We start from the raw sequence: 21,976 nt of genomic DNA, 5'->3' as shown, positions 1-21,976 counted from the left end.
TAAACGTTACAGTTATAAATGAATAAAAGCTAGGCTTGCTTAGCCTAGCTTTTTCAAAAAGATTAGAAAGGAAATAATTATGGCTAATCATCGTGTCGACCGTGTTGGTATGGAAATCAAACGCGAAGTCAATGAAATTTTACACAAAAAAGTTCGTGACCCACGTGTTCAAGATGTGACAATTACTGATGTTCAAATGCTTGGAGACCTTTCAATGGCTAAAGTGTATTACACAATTCACTCTGAACTTGCATCAGATAATCAAAAAGCACAAATTGGTCTTGAAAAAGCTAAAGGTACAATCAAACGCGAACTTGGTCGCAACTTAACAATGTACAAAATTCCAGATTTGACATTCATTAAAGATGAATCAATCGAATACGGAAATAAAATCGATCAAATGCTTCGTGATTTGGAAGCTAAAAAATAATATTCTGTAAGCTGAAATTTTACAGACGAAAAGGTCCTACCACTTGGCAGGCCTTTTTTTGGTGTGATATAATGAAAGTGTTTTAGCGAGGAATATTGAGAAGATGAAAATTACGGTTTATTTGGGGTCAAGTTTTGGGAATGACCCGATTTATAAGGAGAATATCATTGAATTAGGTCATTGGCTAGCTAAGCAGAAGCATCAATTAGTCTATGGTGGCAGCAAAGATGGTCTAATGGGCGTTTTAGCAGATACGGTTTTAGCTGATGGCGGAGAGGTTTATGGCATTATTCCGCTTGATTTTAAAAAGCGTGAAAAAGCTCATTTGCACTTAACGGAGCTCACTTTAGTGGCTGATATGGATGAGCGTAAGCGACTCTTAATGGATAACGGGGAGCTTTTTTTGGCTTTTCCAGGTGGTCCTGGAACCCTTGAAGAAATTGTCCAAGCTTTTTCTTGGGCGCGGATTGGACTTCATCATAAACCTTGTCTTTTCCTTAATTTGAATGGTTATTATAATCCTCTTAAAGCCCTTTTTGACCAAATGGTAACTACAGGATTTTTGAGACAAGAAGACCGTGACAAGGCCATTTTTGTAGATGATTTAAAGGCTTTGCAGGAATTTGTAAAAGCTTATCAAAATGAGGAAAAATAATGAATCTTAAGGCTTTATTTGCCAGTGACAAAGAGTTGATGGCGATTTTAACCATAATAGCTGATCTTGACTTGCCAGATGCTTGGTTAGCTGCGGGTACTCTTCGAAATTATGTCTGGAATGTCTTATCTGGAAAGTCAGGTTTATCAGATGCGAGTGATTTGGATCTTGTTTTTTATGACCCTGAAGTGACTTATGAGAAAACCAAAGCCATTCAAGAACAGCTTCAATCAACATATCCTAATTATCAATGGGAAGTTAAAAATCAGGTCTTTATGCATTGCCATAGTCCGCACACAGCTCCTTATCAAAGTGCCAGAGATGCTATCAGTAAATACCCAGAACGTTGTACAGCTATAGCAGCACGTCTAAAAGATGGGGATTTGGAGTTGTTTTTGCCTTGTGGTGATGATGATATTGTTAATTTTGTCGTCCAACCAACTCCACATTTTTTAGCTGATAAAGATCGTATGGCGGTTTACCATGGCCGCTTAAAAAAGAAAGATTGGCAAAAGAAATAGTCGCGCTTGCAAATTCTAGCGTAAAGAACTAGAATGAAGGTGTAAAGTCTCTTCTAATTACTCATAACACAAGTTTATTTGTGTTTAAAGTCCGAAATGCTAGGTTTCGGGCTATTTTTTTGAAGTTATAGTTGACAAATGTAGACGATAGAAATATAATGAATTTACAAATGTAAACCTAAAAAGATATTTAGAAAGGAATGCTATGTCAATTTCAAAATCAGAATGGGAGATCATGCGCGTGATTTGGACAAAAGATGCGGCAACGAGTGGCCAGATTCTTGATATTCTAGGTGAAAAAAATAGCTGGACAGCCTCAACGGTTAAGACTTTTTTGAAACGTCTAGTTGATAAAGGGTATTTGACAAGAAAAAGGTCTGGTAAAGCTTTTCTCTACTCAAGTCTCTTGTCTGAGCAAGAGGCCATGAATCAGCAAGCTGATGATTTGTTTGACAAATTCTGTCAGCGCAAGCACAAGACTATTCTTGAACATCTGCTAAAAGAAACACCGATGACGCGTTCTGACATTGCTGATTTACAAGCTCTGCTATTATCTAAAGAAAAAGAAGCTTTGGATGAAGTGCCGTGTAATTGTATTCCTGGACAATGTCGTTGTAAAGAACACCTTGGTCTTTAATGGTTGATTTGTGAGATTTCTGATAGAAAGGTAACTTATGGAAAAAGAAGAAGTCTTTGTCATTGACGGCATGACTTGTGCGGCTTGTGCTTTAACCGTCGAGAATGCTGTCAATAAAATAGATCATGTCGATTCAGCGGTTGTTAATCTGACAACAGAGAAGATGACTGTACGCTATAATCCTGACTTAGTCAGTGAAGCTGAGATTGAAAAAGCGGTTGTGGATGCTGGGTATGGCGCTTGTGTCTTTGACCCGACAACAGCTAAGAGCCAATCAGAACGCCAGAGCGAAGCCACTCATAACATGTGGCATAAGTTTTTGTGGTCTGCGGCTTTTGCGATTCCTTTGCTTTATCTCTCTATGGGCAGCATGATGGGCTTGTGGGTGCCAAAGGTTATTAGCATGAGTGAGCATCCTTTGATTTTTGCGCTGGTTCAGCTTGCCTTGACTTTACCGGTCATGTACTTTGGACGTCGTTTTTATGTTAATGGCTTTCGTGCTTTGTTAAAAGCGCATCCTAATATGGATTCCTTAGTTGCTCTTGCAACGAGCGCAGCATTTCTTTATAGCCTTTACAGCACTTACCACATCATTCTTGGTCATGTTCATCACGTGCATATGTTGTATTTTGAGTCTGTTGCTGTGATTTTGACCTTGATTACCTTGGGAAAATATTTTGAAACCTTGTCGAAAGGTCGAACATCCGATGCCATCCAAAAATTATTAACCTTGTCTGCTAAAGAGGCGACTCTTATCCGTGATGGTGTTGAACAGACAATCCCAATTGATCAGGTCCAAGTAGGTGACCTTATCTTGGTCAAGCCGGGTGAAAAAATTCCTGTTGATGGTTATGTGGTGTCAGGACATTCGGCTATCGATGAATCAATGCTGACGGGTGAAAGTATTCCAGTAGAGAAAATAGCAGATGATAAGGTATTTGGTGCTTCAATCAATGGCCAAGGTTCTCTGACGATTCAGGCTGAAAGAGTCGGCGATGAGACGCTTCTAGCTCAAATCATCAAATTGGTAGAAGATGCGCAACAGACTAAAGCACCAATTGCAAAAATCGCTGATAGAGTCGCCGGTGTTTTTGTTCCTGTTGTGATTACGATTGCGCTGATTACGTTTGCTTTTTGGTATTTTGTCATGGGGGAAAGTTTTGTTTTTGCTCTCCAAGTTGCTATTGCAGTGCTCGTTATTGCCTGTCCTTGTGCACTTGGTCTTGCCACTCCAACAGCCATCATGGTCGGAACAGGACGTGGCGCTGAAAATGGTATCCTCTACAAACGTGGTGACGTTTTGGAAAATGCACACCACATTGATACCATGGTTTTTGACAAGACAGGAACTATCACTCAAGGAAAACCACAAGTCGTTGATGTTATCACTTACCATGGTGATGAAAAATCTCTACTTAGCAAGGTTGCTTCTATTGAAAAATACTCAGAGCATCCACTGAGTCAAGCTATTGTGGAAAAAGCAGTCGCTGAAAAACTTGATTTTTCAGAAGTTGAAAATTTTACCTCTTTAACAGGACGAGGATTGCAAGGTGAAGTTGCTGGGCAAACTTTCTATATTGGTAATCGCAGATTGATGGAAGAGTTGCAAGTCGACTTAAGTGCAAGTGAGGCTGCGGTGCTGGCTGCGACACAAAAAGGTCAGACTCCAATTTACATTTCGGCAAATCAACAACTACTAGGTGTGATAACCGTGGCGGATTTGCTAAAAGTAGACAGTAAAGAGACCGTCGCAAAATTACAAAACAAGGGCATTGATGTGGTTTTGTTAACAGGGGATAATAGCAAAACAGCGCAAGCTATTGCCAAACAGGCAGGTATCAAAACAGTCATTAGCGAAGTTCTTCCAGACCAAAAATCGCAAGCTATCAAGGATTTGCAAAACCAAGGCAAACTGGTTGCAATGGTCGGTGACGGGATTAACGATGCGCCAGCCTTAGCGGTAGCTGATATTGGGATTGCGGTAGGTTCAGGAGCTGACATTGCCATTGAATCCGCTGATATTATTTTGATGAAACCAGAAATCTCAGATATTCTCAAAGCTCTAAGCATCAGCCACTTGACGATAAAAGTAGTTAAAGAAAATCTATTCTGGGCATTTATCTATAATATTCTAGCTATTCCAGTTGCGATGGGAGTCTTGTATCTTTTTGGTGGACCTTTGCTCAATCCGATGATTGCGGGGCTTGCTATGGGATTTAGCTCAGTTTCTGTTGTATTAAACGCTCTTCGCTTGAAATATATTAAATTAAAATAAAGGAGTTTCTCATGGAAAAAACATATGAAGTTACAGGTATGAAATGTCAAGGTTGTGTCACAAAAGTGACTGAAAAATTGTCAGCTGTTCCAGGTGTCAAATCTGTTAAAGTTGATTTAGAGAAAAAACAAGCAACCATCACAGGTCGACCTTTTAAATTTCTCCTAAAACGTGCTCTCAAAGGAACAAAATTTGCACTTGGTCAAGAAATTAAATAAAGGATTTTGGTAAATTTTAGAAAAACAGGGCTTGCTCTGTTTTTTTGTTAGCCTAAAAATGATAAACTAGTCTAGTAAGAAAAAATTAGTGTGGAATAAAAATGACAGTGAATGTTTGGGATTTATTAAGTATCATCGGCTCTATCGCCTTTGCACTTTCTGGAGCAATTGTTGCGATGGAAGAAGATTTTGATATACTTGGGATTTTTATCCTAGGTTTTGTGACTGCCTTTGGTGGCGGAGCTATTCGTAATCTTTTGATTGGTTTGCCGATTAGCGCCCTTTGGTCTCAGAGTCAGTGTTTTTATTTTGCCTTGGCAGCCATGTTATTTATTATGGTATTTCCAAATATCATTACCCACAAAGGCTGGCGAAAAGCAGAAGTCTTGACGGATGCTATTGGTCTTGCGGCTTTTAGTGTCCAAGGAGCTATGTATGCTGTTAAACTTCATCAACCTTTAAGCGCTGTGATTGTTGCCGCTGTTTTGACTGGTGCTGGTGGCGGTATTGTCCGAGATATCTTAGCTGGTCGAAAACCAAGTGTGCTTAGAAGTGAAGTATACGCTGGTTGGGCAATTTTAGCAGCGCTAGCGATTTATTTTAAAATCGTTCATAATGATCCTGGCTATTATGTATTAGTTTTAATTCTGACAATCTTACGTATGATAGGCTACTGGCGTCAGTGGCATTTGCCAAAAATTAAACGGAAGGTCACTAAAAATGATTAAATTAATTGCAATCGATTTAGATGGAACATTACTTAATTCAGATAAAAAAATTCCTGAAGAAAATGTCAAAGCAATCCAAAAAGCAGCTCAAGCAGGGGTAAAAATTGTTCTTTGTACAGGACGTCCAAAGTCAGGAATTCTTCCATTTTTTGAAAAATTGGGCTTGGATGATGAAGAATACATCATCATGAATAATGGTTGTACCATTTACAATACCAAAAATTGGGAACTTGTGTTTCATGCTCAAGTCACAAATGAAGAGCTAGATAAATTGAATGAAGCTGTTGCTAATTACCCAGATGTTTGCTTAACCTTGACAGGTGAAAAACATTATTACGCTGTAGGTGAAGAAGTTCCAGAACTTGTCCAATACGATGCTGGTTTAGTCTTTGATACAGCCCATGCGGTTAGTCTTGATGAGATGAAAGCAACTGATGAAATCATCTTCCAAGCTATGTACATGGCAAAAGCTCCGCAACTAAATCCATTCCAAGAAGCAAAAGAAGTAGCTTTGGCTAAAGAATTTAGTGTGGTCCGTAGCCAAGAATACATCTTTGAGGCTATGCCAAAAGGCTACACTAAAGCGACAGCTCTTAAAGCCTTGTCAGAAAAACTTGGCTTCTCACCAGAGCAAGTCATGGCACTTGGTGATGCTGCCAACGACCTTGAAATGCTTGAATTTGCTTATCATAGCGTTGCTATGGGAAATGCGACAGACGAAGTCAAATCTATTTGTCGCTACGAAACAACAACTAATGACAATGCCGGAGTAGCTCAGGCTATTTACGACTACGTCTTGAAATAATAAAAATACCGACCAAAATGTGGTCGGTATTTTCTTCTTATAAGAAAAGTGGCAAACCGATTGCAGCTACTTCCTCAGCAGGGATACGCATGTCATCAGCTACCCAGTTTGAAAGAACTGAGATGATGGCGTTACTCCAAAAAGAATTCGTGTAGCGTGAATCATGTTTTTTCTTGAACCTTTGGTAAGCTTTTAGACGTTTAGAGACGATGCCCGTCAAGAGTTTTTCAAGGTGCTGTTCAAAAATTAAACCAAGAACTTGTGCCTCTTTTTTGGCTTCATTCAGAATGAAAAGCCATGCTTGGGAGAGCTGACTTTTCAAATCAAATGCTTTGAGACCACGAAAAATGCGACGAACGATTTGGGTTAGAATAGACTCTAAAATAGCTTCTTTAGACTTATAATTACGGTAGAAAGCGTTGCGTGAGACACCAGCTTTAGCAACGAGTTCTGAAATTGTAATTTGGCTCAAGGTTTTCTTTTCAAGAAGGAGCAAAAGTGCAGTTTCTAGCGCTTCACGTGTCAATTTTCGTGATTCTTTATTAGAAACTTTCAAATTTTGCAAGGACTTTTTTGAAATTGTCTTTTCCGTCATGACAAAACCCTCTTACTTGTGACATCTGATTGTTTTTAATACTAAGATAAAGGCATTAATGATATAATTTTAGGTGAAAATAGTTTGTTTGTCAAATGAATTTAAATCTTGAATGGATTGGAGGAAATAGATATGACTTGGAAAATTGTGACTGATTCAGGTTGTGACCTTCGACGTATTGAAGGGCTTGCAGAACACACAGAATTTCAAAATGTCCCACTAACAATTCAAATTGGTTCAGAAATTTTTGTGGATGATGAAGGATTGGACGTTGCTAATATGATGACAACCATGTACGCAAGTCCTGTTTCATCAAAATCAAGTTGCCCTAGCCCAGATGCTTTTTTACAAGCTTACCAAGGCGCTGAAAATGTTATTGCCATCACGATTACAGGTAATCTTTCAGGAAGTCACAATAGTGCGCAGGTTGCAAAACACATGCTTTTGGAGGAACATCCAAATGTCAATGTTCACGTTATTGATTCTTTGTCTGCAGGTGGTGAGATTGATTTAATCGTCGAAGAATTGAATCGTCTGATTGCTAAAGGCTTAAGCTTTGATGAAGTGGTCGAAGCTATCACAGCTTATCAAGAAAAGACAAAATTGCTCTTCGTTTTGGCGCGTGTGGATAACCTTGTCAAAAATGGACGTTTGAGCAAGCTAGTCGGGAAAGTTGTTGGACTTTTGAATATCCGCATGGTTGGTAAAGCTAGTGACGAAGGAAAATTGGAACTTCTTCACAAAGCGCGTGGTCAAAAGAAAGCTGTTCAAGCAACCGTTGAGGAAATGTTCAAAGAAGGTTATCAAGGTGGCAAGGTTATGATTGCTCACGCAAATAACGAAAAAGCTTGTCAACAATTGAGTGACAAAATCAAAGAAAAATACCCACAAGCTGATATTCGCTTTATCCCCGCATCAGGTCTTTGCAGCTTTTACGGTGAAGATGGCGGTATTTTATTAGGATACGAAACAGTGTAAGTCAATATAAAACTGCATGAGTATAACTCATGCAGTTTTATATTGATGAAAAATCAAGACTTATTTTTCTTATGACTAAGTGAACTGTATTTTGAAATGGCTATTAAGGTCGTTAGTGTGATGACAACATCCATAACTAAAGCAGGATAAGCTTTGATGGTGAAATCGTAAAAAGACCACAGTAGCATATTTTCAACAGTAACCCAGCGCAGCCATTGAACTTTGCTAGTCATAAAGGTAATGATGGTATAAGACACAGACGAAATCAAGGGAAGAAAGCCAATCAAACCAAGGTTGTTAAAGTAAGTCCCCGCAGAAACTTGGATTATCACTAAAATAATGGTTGTGTAGATGGAATCCCAATGTTTAATCATTAGCGTGTTACGAATGATAGACACGCTGATAGAGATGGCTCCAGTGTAACCACCGAGTAAAAAATTAGCAATCATCGTAAAGAAATAATCCGATAATTGCCAAGTTAACATAGTTTTTTTCGTTTTAGCAAATGATGAAATGGCTAGACAAGTTGCACCAATTGCCGAGAAGATAAATCCAATTGATATCATTAATAGCTATAATAAGTATAAGTACCATCAGTTGTAACTGATGAAGGAGTGCGAGAGGTGTTATTTTGGTCAACAGTAGTATTATTTGAGCTGTCAGATGATGCGGCTGTATCTGTAGTTGCTGTATTGGCAGCAGCAATCGCATTAGAAACAGCGTCAAGACGTGCTTGAAGTTGATCTTTAGTAGCTTGGTTAGTTAGCACATCAATCGCAGCTTGAGCAGCAATGACATTGTCGCTGGTTTGATTGTCTTCAGCAGTTTTGACGGCATTTTCAGCATTTGTTTGATTTGTTACTTCAGCAGAAACAGCATCTAGTTGAGATTGAAAATCTGTTTTCTTAGCTTCATCAGAGATTTTGTTGATAGCCGCTTGCGCATTTGTCACAGCTTCCGCAGATGGATTGGCTTGAGCAGCTGATAACAATTCTTGGGCTTTAGCTTCTAGGTCAGCTTGACTAGAAGATGAAGAACTGATTGAGCTTTTTGGTTGTGAGCTTGACGTACTAGTCTTTGTATTTCCAAAGAAAAGGTAAATACCACCAGCAAAGGCAATTAAAATGATACTTAGAATAAAATAAGTAACTTCACTTTTTGAGGCTTTCATGAAAACTCCTTCTATAATAAAATAATGCGATGTGATAAAGAAGTTGTTATCACATTTTTTGATAATAAACGTATTTAGTAGTATTCTGTGGCAAGCACAGCGTCCTTAACTATTATAACATATAAATGACAGCGCATTAATGTTTTTCTAAAAACCTCCCTCAAATTTTAGTATTTTTATCATTTATGTTTAGAAATAGCTGCTAAAAGGGGCAAAATAGCTGCTTATCTTAAAAGAGTAGCATTTTTCAGTTAGTTATCAATTTAGAAAAAGCTTAAAAAACACTTGTTTGTTTTCTTTGAATACATTAAAATGGAAGTATCGGGTTTTTCCGGTAAAATTATAATATTTGAGGATAAGACTGTGTCAGTAAATTGGCAAGAAATTGCTTTTGGTTTTTTTGGAGGTCTAGGACTCTTTCTCTTCAGTATTAAATATATGGGAGACGGTCTACAACAGGCTGCAGGAGACAGACTTCGTTTTTATATCGACAAATATACGAGTAATCCTTTCTTAGGAATTCTTGTTGGTTTAGCCATGTCAGCTCTAATCCAATCAAGTTCAGGGGTAACAGTTATCACTGTTGGTCTTGTGTCAGCAGGACTTTTAACCTTGCGACAAGCGATTGGTATTGTCATGGGAGCCAATATCGGGACGACTGTAACGTCCTTTCTGATTGGTTTTAATTTGGGTGACTATGCGCTCCCAATGATTTTTATTGGTGCCGCTTTGTTATTCTTCACGTCAAACCGACGTTTGAATAATATCGGACGTATCATCTTTGGTGTCGGAGGAATTTTCTTCTCACTTAACATCATGGGTGATGCTATGGGACCTTTAAAAACTGTTCCAGCCTTTCAGGATTATCTAGCGACCTTAGGTGACAAACCGATTATGGGTGTTTTGATTGGGACTGGCTTGACCATGCTTATCCAATCATCAGCCGCCATTATTGGTATTTTGCAAGGGTTATATGCAGGTCATTTGCTTGACCTTCAAGGCTCAATTCCTATTCTTCTAGGAAGTAATATCGGTACTTGTATCACAGCCGTGCTAGCAGCGATTGGTTCAAATATCGCAGCCAAACGTGTGGCTGGGGCTCACGTTCTCTTCAACGTTGTCGGAACAGTGCTCTTTATGATTCTTTTGGTGCCATTTACTAGCTTGATGCAATGGATGGAAGTTCATTTTAAATTGACGCCAGCCATGACAGTTGCCTTTGCCCACGGAACATTTAACATTACAAATACCATCTTGCTCTTCCCATTTATTGGAACTTTGGCATTTGTAGTTACAAAATTAATTCCTGGTGAAGATGAAGCTACTAAGTACAAAGCTGTCTATCTTGATAAGATTATTCTTAAACAAGCGCCAGCTATTGCCCTTGGGAATGCTAAAAAACAATTGATTCACTTAGGTGCCTTTGCGACTCAAGCCTTTGAAGCAGCTTTCTTGTTTGTGGAAACAAGAAATGAAAAATATGCTGAAAAGACACAAAAATTTGAGGACACTATTAATAATGTCGATGAAGAATTGACAAAATATTTGATTGATCTTTCAAGTGAGCAATTAAGTCAACACGAAAGTGAAATTTTATCAAGTGTTCTTGATTCATCACGTGACCTTGAACGTATTGGTGACCACAGTATTAGCTTGGTTCACTTGATGGAACATAATATTTCAAAAGACATCACTTTCTCACAAGCTGCTGTTAAAGAAATTGACAACCTATATCACGAAACACATCGCATGATTCTTGATTCACTTAAAGTTGTCATTGATAACGACCTGCCGCTAGCAAATGAGTTGGTTGATCGTCATAAAGAAATCGCACACTTGGAACGTCGCATTCGTAAAAATCATATTAAACGTATGAACAATGGTGAATGTACGCCGCTTGCTGGTGTAAACTTTATCGATCTTATTACACCATGTACACGTATTACCGACCACGCTTTAAACTTGGTTGAAAAAGTTCTTGAAAATCAAATTTAATCATACATTTAACACCTTTGAACTTTTTTGGTTTGAAGGTGTTTTTTTATCATTTTTACTAGAAAAGTTCTTGACTTGGAGTTTAGTCTAAGGTGTAGGATGGTGCTATCAAGAGATGATAAGGAGATTGATTTGAAAACAATTATTAAGAATCAGACTTACGACGAGGAGCGAGCTTTATATGCTAGCTCTGATATTTTGGTGGATACTTGTCAATTTACTGGGGCTGCTGATGGCGAAAGTGCCTTAAAAGAAAGTAAGAATATCGAAGTAAGAGACTCTTATTTTAATTTACGCTATCCATTTTGGCACGACAAAGGGTTGGTGATAACTGACTCAGAAATGACGGAAAATTGCAGAGCTGCTCTCTGGTATTCAGATGATATTAGGATTAGCCATTCAAAATTACATGGGATTAAGGCTTTACGCGAATGTTCAAATGTTGCCATTTCAGACAGTGAGATTATCTCACCTGAATTTGGCTGGTCAGTGAAAGATATTGCAATGACGGATGCTTCAGTAATTAGTGAGTATTTTATGTTGCATTCAGAGAGACTTCATTTTCATCAGGTGACTTTGAATGGAAAATATTCTTTTCAGTACATTACGGATTCCGTTTTTGAGGATTGCGAGTTTAATACAAAAGATGCTTTTTGGCATGCTAAAAATGTTGTCGTTAAAAACAGTATTATTAAGGGTGAATATCTCGCTTGGTATAGCGAAAATGTAACCTTTGAAAATTGTACTATCATTGGAACGCAACCTTTTTGCTATTGTAAAAATCTAACCTTGATTAATTGTAAAATGCTTGATGCGGACTTAGCTTTTGAAAAATCAGAAGTTACAGCTAGCATTACGACAGCAATGATTAGTATTAAAAATCCTTTAAGCGGAGTGATTACAGTTTCTGATCTTGATGAGCTGATAATGGATGATGCTATGGCTAAAGGAAAAGTTATTATCCGTAATCAATAGAAAGTCCGTTAAGAAAAATTGGTCTAATTTGGTATATACCATTTACAAAAAAGCGCTTTTATTTTATAATATAAGCATGGAGGCGATTCAAATGACAAAATATATCAAAGCAGATGAATTTTACTATCCTTACCATGTTAAAGGTGCAGGTTACCTTGCTATCGAAGGCGATTCTTTTGGCGATTGGCAAGCAGAAGTACCGCATGGCGCAGACATTATAGATTATACAGGTTTTAGTGTGGCACCTGGTTTAGTAGACACACACATCCATGGCTTTGCTGGTGTTGATGTCATGGACAATAATCAAGAGGTTTTTGAGATAATGAGTAAGGCTCTTTTGGGAGCAGGTGTCACAAGCTTTTTACCAACAGCTTTGACGGCATCATTTGAGACCTTAGATGATATTTGTCGTACGGCAGCTGATTTTGCTGGTAAAGAAAGCGGTGCGCGTATCCAAGGACTTTTCTTTGAAGGACCTTATTTCACAGAAAAATACAAGGGGGCTCAAAACCCATCTTATATGAAAAATCCTTCAACAGCTGAACTTGATCAATGGCTTGAAAGTTCAAAGGGCTTGTTGAAAAAAATTGCCTTGGCACCTGAACGAGATGAAGTCGAAGACTTTATCGATTATGCGACTCGTAAAAATGTCATTGTAGCTCTTGGACACTCAGATGCTACTTATCAGCAAGCTGCGCAAGCAGTTGAAGCAGGGGCATCTGTTTGGGTTCATGCTTATAATGGTATGCGTGGCCTTAATCACCGTGAGCCAGGAATGGTCGGTGCGGTTTATGAACTACCAAATACCTATGCTGAGTTAATCTGTGACGGGCACCATGTGCACCCATCTGCTTGTGATATTTTGATGCATCAAAAAGACCACGAACATGTTGTCTTGATTACGGATTGCATGAGTGCTGGTGGTCTTGAAGACGGTGATTATATGCTTGGAGAATTTCCTGTTATCGTTGAAAAAGGAACAGCACGTTTGAAATCAAATGGTGCTCTTGCAGGTTCGATTCTTCAGTTAAAAGATGCTGTTAAAAATGTGGTTAATTGGGGAATTGCCTCAAAAGCGCAAGCTATTAGCATGGCAAGTCTCACAGCAGCAATCTCAGTTGGCATCGACGATAAATGTGGTCAAATCAAAAAAGGATACAAAGCTGATTTTATCGTTCTAGACAAAGACCTTGACTTACGAGCAACATACCTAGGCGGACAAGAAGCCTGGAAAGCGTAGAAATAAAAAAGAGGCTGGATTCATAAAAAGAATGAGTTCAGCTTCTTTTGATATTTACTAGACACCCAATTACATTTGTGCTAAAATAGCTGGTAAAGAGAGAAAGCCTCATGGTGTTTCTTAGCGAGTCCGAGGTGGTGGAAGTCGGATGAAACTGAAATGAGTCGCTGGCGCTTTCGCTTAGCTAGGCTAAGTTAAAATCAGATAAATGAAGTAATAAAATAGGGTGGAACCGCGTTTTAACGCCCCTTATGAGGTATCATATGGGTGTGTTGGCGGTTTTTTATATTGTAAAAAAAGCTGATTTCCTTAGATACTTCGCAAAAACTAAGTTAACAAAATAAGGAGTAGATGTATGTCTAAAAAATTGACTTTCCAAGAAATTATTTTGACTTTGCAACAATTTTGGAACGACCAAGGTTGTATGTTAATGCAAGCTTATGATAATGAAAAAGGTGCTGGTACAATGAGCCCTTACACATTCCTTCGTGCCATCGGTCCAGAACCATGGAATGCAGCATATGTAGAACCATCACGTCGTCCTGCAGATGGTCGTTACGGTGAAAACCCTAACCGTCTTTACCAACACCACCAATTCCAAGTTGTTATGAAACCATCTCCATCTAACATTCAAGAACTTTACCTTGAATCATTGGAACGTTTGGGAATCAACACTTTGGAACACGATATCCGTTTCGTTGAAGATAACTGGGAAAACCCATCAACTGGTTCAGCTGGTCTTGGATGGGAAGTTTGGCTTGACGGTATGGAAATCACTCAATTTACTTACTTCCAACAAGTTGGTGGTTTGCAAACTGGTCCTGTAACGTCAGAAGTTACTTATGGTCTTGAACGTTTGGCATCATACATCCAAGAAGTGGATTCAGTTTATGATATCGAATGGGCTCCAGGTGTTAAATACGGTGAAATCTTCCTTCAACCAGAATTTGAACACTCAAAATACTCATTTGAAATTTCTAACCAAGACATGCTTCTTGAAAACTTTGAAAAATTTGAAACAGAAGCAAAACGTTGCTTGGAAGAAAACTTGGTTCACCCAGCTTACGATTACGTTTTGAAATGCTCACACACATTCAACTTGCTTGATGCGCGTGGAGCTGTTTCTGTAACAGAACGTGCTGGTTACATCGCTCGTATCCGTAACTTGGCCCGTGTCGTTGCGAAAACTTTCGTTGCTGAACGTAAACGTCTTGGTTACCCATTGCTTGATGAAGCAACACGTGAAAAACTTTTGAAGGAGGATGCTGAATAATGGCTAAAAATTTACTTGTAGAACTTGGTTTAGAAGAATTACCAGCTTATGTTGTTACTCCAAGTGAAAAACAACTTGGCGACCGCATGGCAGCATTTTTGAAAGAAAAACGTTTGGCTTTTGAAGGCATTCAAACCTTCTCAACACCACGTCGTTTGGCTGTTCGTGTTCTTGGACTTGCAGATGCTCAAACTGATTTGACAGAAGACTTCAAAGGTCCTTCTAAAAAAATCGCTTTGGATGCTGATGGTAACTTTACAAAAGCTGCTCAAGGTTTTGTTCGTGGTAAAGGTTTGACAACTGATGACATCGAATTCCGCGAAGTCAAAGGTGAAGAATATGTCTACGTTACAAAACACGAAGCAGGAAAAGCTGCTAAAGAAGTCCTTGTTGACATTCCAGAAATCTTGTCAGCTATGACTTTCCCAGTAAACATGCACTGGGCAAACAATACATTTGAATACATTCGTCCAGTTCACACATTGACAGTGCTTCTTGACGACGAAGCTCTTGACCTTGACTTCTTGGATATCCACTCAGGTCGTGTGAGCCGTGGTCACCGTTTCCTTGGTCACGAAACAGAAATCGCAACTGCTGATTCATACGAAGAAGATTTGCGTAAAGTCTTTGTTATCGCTGACGCAAAAGAACGTCAAGACATGATTGTTAACCAAATCAAAGCTATCGAAAAAGCTCAAAACGTTCGTGTTGAAATCGACGACGAATTGCTTAACGAAGTGCTTAACTTGGTTGAATACCCAACTGCTTTCATGGGAAGCTTCGATACTAAATACCTTGAAGTTCCAGAAGAAGTGCTTGTGACATCAATGAAAAACCACCAACGTTACTTCGTTGTTCGTGACCTTGATGGCAACTTAATGCCAAACTTCATCTCAGTTCGTAACGGTAACGAAAACCACATCGAAAACGTTATTAAAGGTAACGAAAAAGTGCTTGTTGCTCGTTTGGAAGATGGTGAATTCTTCTGGCGTGAAGACCAAAAACTTAACATCGCTGACCTTGTAGCTAAACTTGATAACGTAACATTCCACGAAAAAATTGGTTCACTTTCAGAACACATGAAACGTAGCAAAGTGATTGCTGCTTACCTTGCTGAAAAAGCTGGCGCTTCTGCCGAAGAAAGCAAAGCTCTTGCACGCGCTGCTGAAATCTACAAATTTGACCTATTGACAGGTATGGTTGGTGAATTTGATGAATTGCAAGGTATCATGGGTGAAAAATATGCCCTTCTTGCTGGTGAAGATGCCGCAGTAGCAGCAGCTATTCGCGAACACTACCTTCCAAATTCAGCTGATGGTGACCTTCCAGAAACTAAAGTTGGTGCACTTTTGGCACTTGCTGATAAATTGGATACTATCTTGTCATTCTTCTCAGTTGGTTTGATTCCATCAGGTTCAAACGACCCATACGCTCTTCGCCGTGCGACAGCTGGTGTTGTTCGTATCATGGATGCCTTTGGTTTGAAAATTCCAATGGATGAATTGGTTGACAACCTTTATGCTTTGGAATTTGATAGCTTGACATACGAACACAAAGCAGAAGTTATGGACTTCATTCGTGCGCGTGTTGAAAAAATGATGAACAAATCAGTTTCTAAAGACATTAAAGAAGCTGTTCTTGCTGGTTCAAACTTTGTTGTGGCTGAAATGCTTGAAGCTGCTGACGCTCTTGTTGAAGCAAGCAAAGCAGAAGGTTACAAAGCTGCTGTTGAAAGTCTTTCACGTGTCTTCAATCTTGCTGAAAAAGCACAAGCAGGTGTAGCAGTTGATGCTAACTTGTTTGAAAATGACGAAGAAAAAGCTTTGGCACAAGCCGCAGCTGACTTAAACTTGGCTGGTTCTGCTAGCGATAAATTGGCTCAATTGTTTGCTTTAAGCTCAGTTATCGACAAATTCTTTGACAATACAATGGTTATGGTAGATAATGAAGCTGTTAAAAATAACCGCTTAGCTATTCTTGCTGAATTGACAGCAAAAGCAAGCAGCGTTGCCGCATTTAACAAATTGAATACCAAATAAGCTTAAGAAATCTACTCTTTGAGTAGATTTCTGGCGTATATCAGACTTCTTAGTTTAGAGGTTTTGGTAAATTATAGAAAGGAAATAACGTTTAAACATAATTTAGACGTTAGGTGAGTCTTACTCATGAATGAAAAAAAGATTCAACGTATTAATGAACTTGCACGCAAGAAAAAAACAGTTGGTTTGACTGGTCCTGAAAAAGTTGAACAAGCTAAATTGCGTAAAGAGTATATTGAAGGTTACCGTCATTCATTGCTTCACCACATCGCCGGTATTAAAATCGTCGATGAAGATGGAAATGATGTGACACCAGAAAAACTTCGTCAATTGCAACGTGAACGTGGTTTGCACGGTCGTAGCCTTGACGATCCAAATTCATAAGAAAATCGCTCAGCTATCTTTAGCTGGGCTTTTTTAGAAACTGCTTACAAGAAAGCAATTGACAATTTAATTTAAAAAGTCAAGTTTTTTATGATATAATAGAATCCGAACAATAATACTTTAAGTCCTTAAAAACAGAAAGGTTTCACTCATGACATTTGATGCTATTGATCAGTTGGCAGTAAACACTGTCCGTACGCTCTCAATTGATGCCATTCAGGCAGCCAATTCAGGTCACCCAGGCCTTCCAATGGGAGCTGCACCTATGGCTTACGTTCTTTGGAATCATGTAATGAATGTTAATCCAAAGACAAGTCGTTCTTGGTCTAACCGCGACCGTTTTGTATTGTCTGCAGGTCACGGTTCTGCTCTTTTGTATAGCCTACTTCACTTATCAGGCTACGATGTAACAATCGATGACTTGAAGAACTTCCGTCAATGGGGTTCAAAAACACCAGGTCACCCAGAAGTTAACCACACTGATGGTGTAGAAGCAACTACAGGACCACTTGGTCAAGGTATCGCTAACGCTGTTGGTATGGCAATGGCAGAAGCTCATTTAGCTGCTAAATTTAACAAACCAGGCTTTGATATTGTAGACCACTACACTTATGCTTTGCATGGTGATGGTTGTTTGATGGAAGGTGTCAGCCAAGAAGCTGCTAGTCTTGCAGGTCACTTAAAACTTGGTAAATTGGTCCTTCTTTACGATTCAAACGACATCTCACTTGATGGTCCAACATCAAAAGCCTTCACAGAAGATATTAAAGGTAAATTCGAAGCTTACGGTTGGCAACACATCTTGGTTAAAGATGGTAACGACCTTGAAGCTATTGCTAAAGCTATCGAAGAAGCTAAAGCTGAAACAGAAAAACCATCTATCATCGAAGTGAAAACAATCATTGGTTTCGGTGCTGAAAAACAAGGTACATCTGCTGTTCACGGTGCCCCTCTTGGTGTTGATGGAATTGCTTACGCTAAAAAATCTTACGGTTGGGAATATCCAGAATTCACAGTACCAGAAGAAGTTGCTAAACGCTTTGAAGTTGGTATCAAATTCCGTGGTGAAGCTGCTGAAAACGCATGGGAAACTAAATTCCGTGAATACGAAGCTGCTTACCCAGAATTAGCTGCTGAATACAAAGCTGCATTTGCTAACAAACCAGTTGACGTAAAACTTGACGACTTCGAACTTGGAACTAGCCTTGCTAGCCGTTCATCAAGTCAACAAGCTATCCAACAAATCTCAGCTCAAGTCCCATCATTCTGGGGTGGTTCAGCTGACCTTTCTGCATCAAATAATACAATGGTCAAAGTAGAATCTGATTTCCAACCAGATAACTACCTTGGTCGTAACATTTGGTTTGGTGTTCGTGAATTTGCTATGGCTGCTGCAATGAACGGTATCGCTCTTCATGGTGGTACTCGTGTTTACGGTGGTACATTCTTCGTATTCTCAAACTACCTACTTCCAGCTGTTCGTATGGCTGCTCTTCAACAATTACCAACTGTCTATGTTATGACACACGATTCAATCGCTGTTGGTGAAGATGGTCCAACTCACGAACCAGTTGAACAATTAGCTAGCGTTCGTTCTATGCCTAACCTTAATGTTATCCGTCCAGCAGATGGTAACGAAACAAACGCTGCATGGAAACGTGCTCTTGCTGAAACAACTCGTCCAACAATGCTTATCTTGACTCGTCAAAATCTTCCTGTTCTTGAAGGAACAAAAGAATTGGCAGAAGAAGGTTTGAACAAAGGTGCTTACATCCTTTCGGAAGCTAAAGGTGACCTTGACGGTATCCTTATCGCTACAGGTTCTGAAGTGAAATTGGCTCTTGATACTCAAGCTGCTTTGGAAGCTAAAGGTGTTCACGTTCGCGTGGTTTCAATGCCAGCACAAAACATCTTTGACGAACAAGATGCTGCTTATAAAGAAAGTATCCTTCCATCTAACGTTACAAAACGTTTGGCAATCGAAGCTGGTTCAAGCTTTGGTTGGGGCAAATATGTTGGTCTCCAAGGTAAAACTCTTACAATCGATACTTGGGGAGCTTCAGCACCAGGTGCTAAAATCTTTGAAGAATATGGATTCACAGTTGATAACGCTGTTAGCCTTTACGAATCATTGTAATCCTTAATAAATCATGATAGAAAGTCCTTGCTTTTGGCAAGGGCTTTTTATAATGATTTGACAAATGGTGTAAGAAAGGGTAAGATATTGTAAAGATTATTTGTGTTATTTCAATAGTACAAATGTATTTAATTTGGGAGAGGGGGAGATTTAATGGATGAAAAATGTAGCAAGCTATATTCAGCTATTAAAGTCGCTTATGAAGATATGGTAGTTAGACAGGACGTGAAATTATCTAAAATTTTGCTGTCAGCGTCTAATGAAGTAATTAAGAGTAGAGATGCTGGTTTATGTGCTTTGCATTTAGACCGTGATTTAAATCTTTACAGCGCTCACACTGATTTGACACTCCCACGTGGTGTTGAGGAATTAAAAAAATTAACCCAAGAGTGGGCAGTAGAATATTATGAAAAAAAGGAAGTTTCAAAGTGGATAAAGCCATTTTGAGGAGATTAGGAGGAAAGAAAAAATGATTCGTTTTGAACATGTTTCAAAATTATATGGAGATAAGGAAGCACTTAGTGATTTAAATGTGACCATCGAAAATGGGGAAATTTTTGGTTTGATTGGTCACAATGGTGCTGGGAAAACAACAACCATTAGCATTTTAACGTCAATCATTGATGCGACTTATGGTGAAGTTTACGTGGATGATTTGGCATTGTCTGAACATCGCGATGACATCAAAAAACGTATTGGTTATGTTCCAGATTCACCAGATTTGTTCTTGAATTTGACAGCTGGTGAGTATTGGCATTTTCTAGCTAAGATTTATGGCGTTGATGAAAAAGAAGTGGATGAGCGTATTGAACGCTTGTCACATTTATTTGATATCGCTGAGCATGTTAATGACTTGATTGAAAGTTTCTCACATGGGATGCGTCAAAAAGTCATTGTTATTGGAGCTTTGATTTCAAATCCTGATATTTGGATTTTGGATGAACCTTTAACTGGTCTTGACCCGCAAGCTTCTTTTGATTTGAAAGAGATGATGAAAGAGCATGCGCGTGGTGGCAATACTGTCCTTTTTTCAACACACGTCTTGGCAGTTGCTGAGCAATTGTGTGACCGTATCGGGATTTTAAAAGAAGGCAAATTAATTTTTGTTGGTTCTTTGGATGAGCTAAAAGCCAATTATCCGGATAAAGATTTGGAAAGCATTTACCTAGAACTTGCAGGTCGCAAGGTAGAAGAGGGGTGAGTGTATGAATTGGTCAACTGTTAAGGAACTTGTTAAGATTAATATCCTTTACTCAAACCCTCAAGCTGTAACAGCGGTTAAGCGTAAACAAGAAAAGAATCCTCAAAAAAGATTGTCAACTTACAAAAGTGTGATTCGCCAGCAAGTGGTTTTAAGTCTTTTCTTTGCAGTGATTTACATTTTCATGTTTGCCAGTCTTAATTTTAAACATTATCCTGGTTACTTTTCTTTTTACACAGCGATTTTCTTCATCATGGCAAGCTTGAATGCTTTCTCAGCTATGTATAGCATTTTTTACGAAAGTGATGATGTTAAACTTTATGCTCACTTGCCGATTAAATCCAGTGAGTTGTATCTGGCAAAAGTGATTTCAAGTTTTGGGATGGGCGTGACTTTCCTGATGCCTTTGGTATCATTATTTTTCATCGCTTATTGGCAAATGGCAGGGCTATTTGTGGCAATTATTGCTACCGTGATTGTTTTTGGGATTCTCTTTACCGCTTCAACAGTATTAGCACTTTATGTTAATAGCTTGGTTGGTGGTTTGATTGTTCGCAGCAATCATCGTAAATTGATTTCAACAGTCTTGATGTCTCTTTCAACGATTGGCGCTGTCGGAACTATTCTTTATATGAATGTTGTCAACAGTAAAAATATGGGAAGTGACAGCTTGACGATTCCTGATCGTCCAATTATTCCTTATTTTAGAGGCTTTTATGATGTGGTTCATGCGCCTTTTAGTTTGGCTGCGCTTTTGAACTTTTACCTTCCTTTGCTTGTTCTTTTGGGATTGATTATCGGTTTGGTTAAATGGGCGATGCCAAATTATTATCACAATACTTTGTATGCTAGTCCTAAAAAAGCTAAAGCTAAGAAGCAGACGAAAAAAACGTCAAAAAGTTCAGCTTCTTTAACAAAGATGATGCTTCATCATCACCTTTCAACACTTCAAAATGCAACCTTGCTTACTCAGACCTATTTGATGCCTTTGATTTATGTGGTTGTTTTCCTGACACCAATGCTGACTAATGGGTTTACTTTAGCCAAGGTATCTACGGATTATTTTGGTATTGCCTTGCTTGTTGGCGTTATTTTGGGAACAACTTGTGCCATGCCAACGACTTTACTTGGAGTTGGTATTTCGCTTGAAAAAGAAAACTATAACTTTTTAAGAAGTTTGCCGCTTCATTTTAAAGGCTTTCTTGTTCAGAAATTTATTGTTTTAGCTGCACTTCAAGCACTTGTTCCTGCTGTTATTTATTTAGTTGTTGGTTTGTTTTTGGTGCATCTAAATGTCTTTTTAATGCTAGCATTTTTGGTTGGATTGTGTGCTATGATCGCTATTCAAGGCCAACTGATGTATTGGCGTGACTATAAAAATCTAAATTTGCTTTGGCAAGATGTGACACAGCTTTTTAATCGTCATTCTGGTCAGTGGCTTGCTCTTGCGATTATGATGGCAGCTTATCTTCTTGGTGGTGGCTTAGCGGTTGGTTTAGTAATCATTGGCAATATCACTCAGCAAGTTCTACTGATTAACATGACATTGACAATTGTTCTTTTGGTCTTAGCAATTTTTGCTCAAATCTTGATTAGTCATAAATTTTGGAAGAAAATCTCACATTAATTTCTAAAATCTCCTGAAATTAAGATGTGAATTAAAGTTGACTAAATACTTAGATAAAACCTTAGAAAAACAGTTCCTAGGACTGTTTTTTT

General features: G+C 38.7%; 22 protein-coding genes. 19 read left to right on the top strand and 3 right to left on the bottom strand.

Annotated features, from left to right (window positions below):
- Positions 1–79 precede the first annotated feature (79 nt).
- From rbfA to BLR83_RS08895, 8 genes are all read left to right on the top strand, one after another.
- A complete protein-coding gene (gene rbfA, locus BLR83_RS08930; protein WP_003067449.1) occupies positions 80–430 on the top strand; it encodes a 30S ribosome-binding factor RbfA in 351 nt (116 codons plus the stop codon).
- Positions 431–533: 103 nt separating this feature from the next.
- On the top strand, positions 534–1,085 hold the full coding sequence (locus BLR83_RS08925; RefSeq protein ID WP_074561321.1) for an LOG family protein: 552 nt from the start codon (positions 534–536) through the stop codon (positions 1,083–1,085).
- The gene (locus BLR83_RS08920; RefSeq protein WP_081341013.1) at positions 1,085–1,606 is read left to right on the top strand and encodes a nucleotidyltransferase family protein; all 522 of its coding nucleotides are present in this window, start codon (positions 1,085–1,087) and stop codon (positions 1,604–1,606) included. The genes BLR83_RS08925 and BLR83_RS08920 overlap by 1 nt, the downstream gene beginning before the upstream one ends.
- Before the next feature lie 205 nt (positions 1,607–1,811).
- The gene (locus tag BLR83_RS08915; protein ID WP_074561319.1) at positions 1,812–2,243 is read left to right on the top strand and encodes a CopY/TcrY family copper transport repressor; all 432 of its coding nucleotides are present in this window, start codon (positions 1,812–1,814) and stop codon (positions 2,241–2,243) included.
- Positions 2,244–2,280: 37 nt separating this feature from the next.
- Complete coding sequence (locus BLR83_RS08910; RefSeq protein WP_074561318.1) at positions 2,281–4,518, top strand: heavy metal translocating P-type ATPase; 2,238 nt, start codon at positions 2,281–2,283, stop codon at positions 4,516–4,518.
- Positions 4,519–4,529: 11 nt separating this feature from the next.
- Positions 4,530–4,736, top strand: coding sequence for a heavy-metal-associated domain-containing protein (locus BLR83_RS08905; RefSeq protein WP_021141738.1), 207 nt, complete (start codon positions 4,530–4,532; stop codon positions 4,734–4,736).
- Positions 4,737–4,837: 101 nt separating this feature from the next.
- Positions 4,838–5,464, top strand: coding sequence for a trimeric intracellular cation channel family protein (locus tag BLR83_RS08900; protein WP_074561317.1), 627 nt, complete (start codon positions 4,838–4,840; stop codon positions 5,462–5,464).
- The gene (locus BLR83_RS08895) at positions 5,457–6,269 is read left to right on the top strand and encodes a Cof-type HAD-IIB family hydrolase (protein ID WP_074561316.1); all 813 of its coding nucleotides are present in this window, start codon (positions 5,457–5,459) and stop codon (positions 6,267–6,269) included. The genes BLR83_RS08900 and BLR83_RS08895 overlap by 8 nt, the downstream gene beginning before the upstream one ends.
- 37 nt (positions 6,270–6,306) lie before the next feature.
- Here the strand turns inward: BLR83_RS08895 and BLR83_RS08890 are convergent, their stop codons facing one another.
- Positions 6,307–6,864 (bottom strand): TetR/AcrR family transcriptional regulator, encoded by a 558-nt coding sequence (locus tag BLR83_RS08890; RefSeq protein WP_039695925.1) that lies wholly within the window; start codon positions 6,862–6,864, stop codon positions 6,307–6,309.
- A gap of 132 nt (positions 6,865–6,996) precedes the next feature.
- Between BLR83_RS08890 and BLR83_RS08885 the strand changes: the two genes are divergently transcribed.
- Positions 6,997–7,842 (top strand): DegV family protein, encoded by an 846-nt coding sequence (locus BLR83_RS08885; RefSeq protein ID WP_074561315.1) that lies wholly within the window; start codon positions 6,997–6,999, stop codon positions 7,840–7,842.
- 53 nt (positions 7,843–7,895) lie between these two features.
- On the opposite strand, the gene BLR83_RS08880 is transcribed toward BLR83_RS08885, so the two are convergent.
- On the bottom strand, positions 7,896–8,405 hold the full coding sequence (locus tag BLR83_RS08880; RefSeq protein WP_081341015.1) for a YgjV family protein: 510 nt from the start codon (positions 8,403–8,405) through the stop codon (positions 7,896–7,898).
- Positions 8,406–8,407: 2 nt separating this feature from the next.
- Positions 8,408–9,013: a peptidase gene (locus tag BLR83_RS08875; RefSeq protein ID WP_074561313.1), complete on the bottom strand. Its 606-nt coding sequence runs from the start codon at positions 9,011–9,013 to the stop codon at positions 8,408–8,410.
- Positions 9,014–9,376: 363 nt separating this feature from the next.
- On the opposite strand from BLR83_RS08875, the gene BLR83_RS08870 reads away from it, so the two are divergent.
- From BLR83_RS08870 to BLR83_RS08825, 10 genes are all read left to right on the top strand, one after another.
- Positions 9,377–11,008: a Na/Pi cotransporter family protein gene (locus tag BLR83_RS08870; protein WP_074561312.1), complete on the top strand. Its 1,632-nt coding sequence runs from the start codon at positions 9,377–9,379 to the stop codon at positions 11,006–11,008.
- Positions 11,009–11,140: 132 nt separating this feature from the next.
- A complete protein-coding gene (locus BLR83_RS08865; protein ID WP_200796326.1) occupies positions 11,141–11,983 on the top strand; it encodes a DUF3737 family protein in 843 nt (280 codons plus the stop codon).
- Positions 11,984–12,074: 91 nt separating this feature from the next.
- Positions 12,075–13,223: an N-acetylglucosamine-6-phosphate deacetylase gene (nagA, locus tag BLR83_RS08860; protein ID WP_074561310.1), complete on the top strand. Its 1,149-nt coding sequence runs from the start codon at positions 12,075–12,077 to the stop codon at positions 13,221–13,223.
- Positions 13,224–13,578: 355 nt separating this feature from the next.
- Positions 13,579–14,496, top strand: coding sequence for a glycine--tRNA ligase subunit alpha (gene glyQ, locus BLR83_RS08855; RefSeq protein WP_006531137.1), 918 nt, complete (start codon positions 13,579–13,581; stop codon positions 14,494–14,496).
- Positions 14,496–16,535 carry a glycine--tRNA ligase subunit beta gene (glyS, locus tag BLR83_RS08850; RefSeq protein ID WP_074561309.1) on the top strand — a complete coding sequence of 680 codons (2,040 nt, stop codon included), beginning with the start codon at positions 14,496–14,498 and terminating at the stop codon, positions 16,533–16,535. The genes glyQ and glyS overlap by 1 nt, the downstream gene beginning before the upstream one ends.
- A 126-nt stretch (positions 16,536–16,661) precedes the next feature.
- Positions 16,662–16,919, top strand: coding sequence for a DUF896 family protein (locus BLR83_RS08845; RefSeq protein ID WP_039695920.1), 258 nt, complete (start codon positions 16,662–16,664; stop codon positions 16,917–16,919).
- A 151-nt stretch (positions 16,920–17,070) separates the two neighbouring features.
- On the top strand, positions 17,071–19,056 hold the full coding sequence (tkt, locus tag BLR83_RS08840) for a transketolase (RefSeq protein ID WP_074561308.1): 1,986 nt from the start codon (positions 17,071–17,073) through the stop codon (positions 19,054–19,056).
- 153 nt (positions 19,057–19,209) lie between these two features.
- Positions 19,210–19,503, top strand: a complete 294-nt coding sequence (locus BLR83_RS08835) for a bacteriocin immunity protein (protein WP_074561307.1) — start codon at positions 19,210–19,212, stop codon at positions 19,501–19,503.
- 22 nt (positions 19,504–19,525) lie between these two features.
- Complete coding sequence (locus BLR83_RS08830) at positions 19,526–20,257, top strand: ABC transporter ATP-binding protein (RefSeq protein ID WP_074561306.1); 732 nt, start codon at positions 19,526–19,528, stop codon at positions 20,255–20,257.
- A 4-nt stretch (positions 20,258–20,261) separates the two neighbouring features.
- A complete protein-coding gene (locus tag BLR83_RS08825; RefSeq protein WP_074561305.1) occupies positions 20,262–21,884 on the top strand; it encodes an ABC transporter permease in 1,623 nt (540 codons plus the stop codon).
- Positions 21,885–21,976: the final 92 nt, after the last annotated feature.

This window comes from Streptococcus equinus, assembly GCF_900101445.1.
Classification (GTDB): domain Bacteria; phylum Bacillota; class Bacilli; order Lactobacillales; family Streptococcaceae; genus Streptococcus; species Streptococcus equinus_B.
The sequence above is the reverse complement of the archived record's forward strand: the minus strand, read 5'-3'. Positions and strand labels throughout refer to the sequence as shown.

What these genes read in the sequence shown, in the direction of transcription:
- rbfA (WP_003067449.1), top strand. Translation starts at nt 80, where the DNA reads ATGGCTAATCATCGTGTCGACCGTGTTGGTATGGAAATCAAACGCGAA.
- BLR83_RS08925 (WP_074561321.1), top strand. Translation starts at nt 534, where the DNA reads ATGAAAATTACGGTTTATTTGGGGTCAAGTTTTGGGAATGACCCGATT.
- BLR83_RS08920 (WP_081341013.1), top strand. Translation starts at nt 1,085, where the DNA reads ATGAATCTTAAGGCTTTATTTGCCAGTGACAAAGAGTTGATGGCGATT.
- BLR83_RS08915 (WP_074561319.1), top strand. Translation starts at nt 1,812, where the DNA reads ATGTCAATTTCAAAATCAGAATGGGAGATCATGCGCGTGATTTGGACA.
- BLR83_RS08910 (WP_074561318.1), top strand. Translation starts at nt 2,281, where the DNA reads ATGGAAAAAGAAGAAGTCTTTGTCATTGACGGCATGACTTGTGCGGCT.
- BLR83_RS08905 (WP_021141738.1), top strand. Translation starts at nt 4,530, where the DNA reads ATGGAAAAAACATATGAAGTTACAGGTATGAAATGTCAAGGTTGTGTC.
- BLR83_RS08900 (WP_074561317.1), top strand. Translation starts at nt 4,838, where the DNA reads ATGACAGTGAATGTTTGGGATTTATTAAGTATCATCGGCTCTATCGCC.
- BLR83_RS08895 (WP_074561316.1), top strand. Translation starts at nt 5,457, where the DNA reads ATGATTAAATTAATTGCAATCGATTTAGATGGAACATTACTTAATTCA.
- BLR83_RS08890 (WP_039695925.1), bottom strand. Translation starts at nt 6,864, where the DNA reads ATGACGGAAAAGACAATTTCAAAAAAGTCCTTGCAAAATTTGAAAGTT.
- BLR83_RS08885 (WP_074561315.1), top strand. Translation starts at nt 6,997, where the DNA reads ATGACTTGGAAAATTGTGACTGATTCAGGTTGTGACCTTCGACGTATT.
- BLR83_RS08875 (WP_074561313.1), bottom strand. Translation starts at nt 9,013, where the DNA reads ATGAAAGCCTCAAAAAGTGAAGTTACTTATTTTATTCTAAGTATCATT.
- nagA (WP_074561310.1), top strand. Translation starts at nt 12,075, where the DNA reads ATGACAAAATATATCAAAGCAGATGAATTTTACTATCCTTACCATGTT.
- glyQ (WP_006531137.1), top strand. Translation starts at nt 13,579, where the DNA reads ATGTCTAAAAAATTGACTTTCCAAGAAATTATTTTGACTTTGCAACAA.
- glyS (WP_074561309.1), top strand. Translation starts at nt 14,496, where the DNA reads ATGGCTAAAAATTTACTTGTAGAACTTGGTTTAGAAGAATTACCAGCT.
- BLR83_RS08845 (WP_039695920.1), top strand. Translation starts at nt 16,662, where the DNA reads ATGAATGAAAAAAAGATTCAACGTATTAATGAACTTGCACGCAAGAAA.
- tkt (WP_074561308.1), top strand. Translation starts at nt 17,071, where the DNA reads ATGACATTTGATGCTATTGATCAGTTGGCAGTAAACACTGTCCGTACG.
- BLR83_RS08835 (WP_074561307.1), top strand. Translation starts at nt 19,210, where the DNA reads ATGGATGAAAAATGTAGCAAGCTATATTCAGCTATTAAAGTCGCTTAT.
- BLR83_RS08830 (WP_074561306.1), top strand. Translation starts at nt 19,526, where the DNA reads ATGATTCGTTTTGAACATGTTTCAAAATTATATGGAGATAAGGAAGCA.
- BLR83_RS08825 (WP_074561305.1), top strand. Translation starts at nt 20,262, where the DNA reads ATGAATTGGTCAACTGTTAAGGAACTTGTTAAGATTAATATCCTTTAC.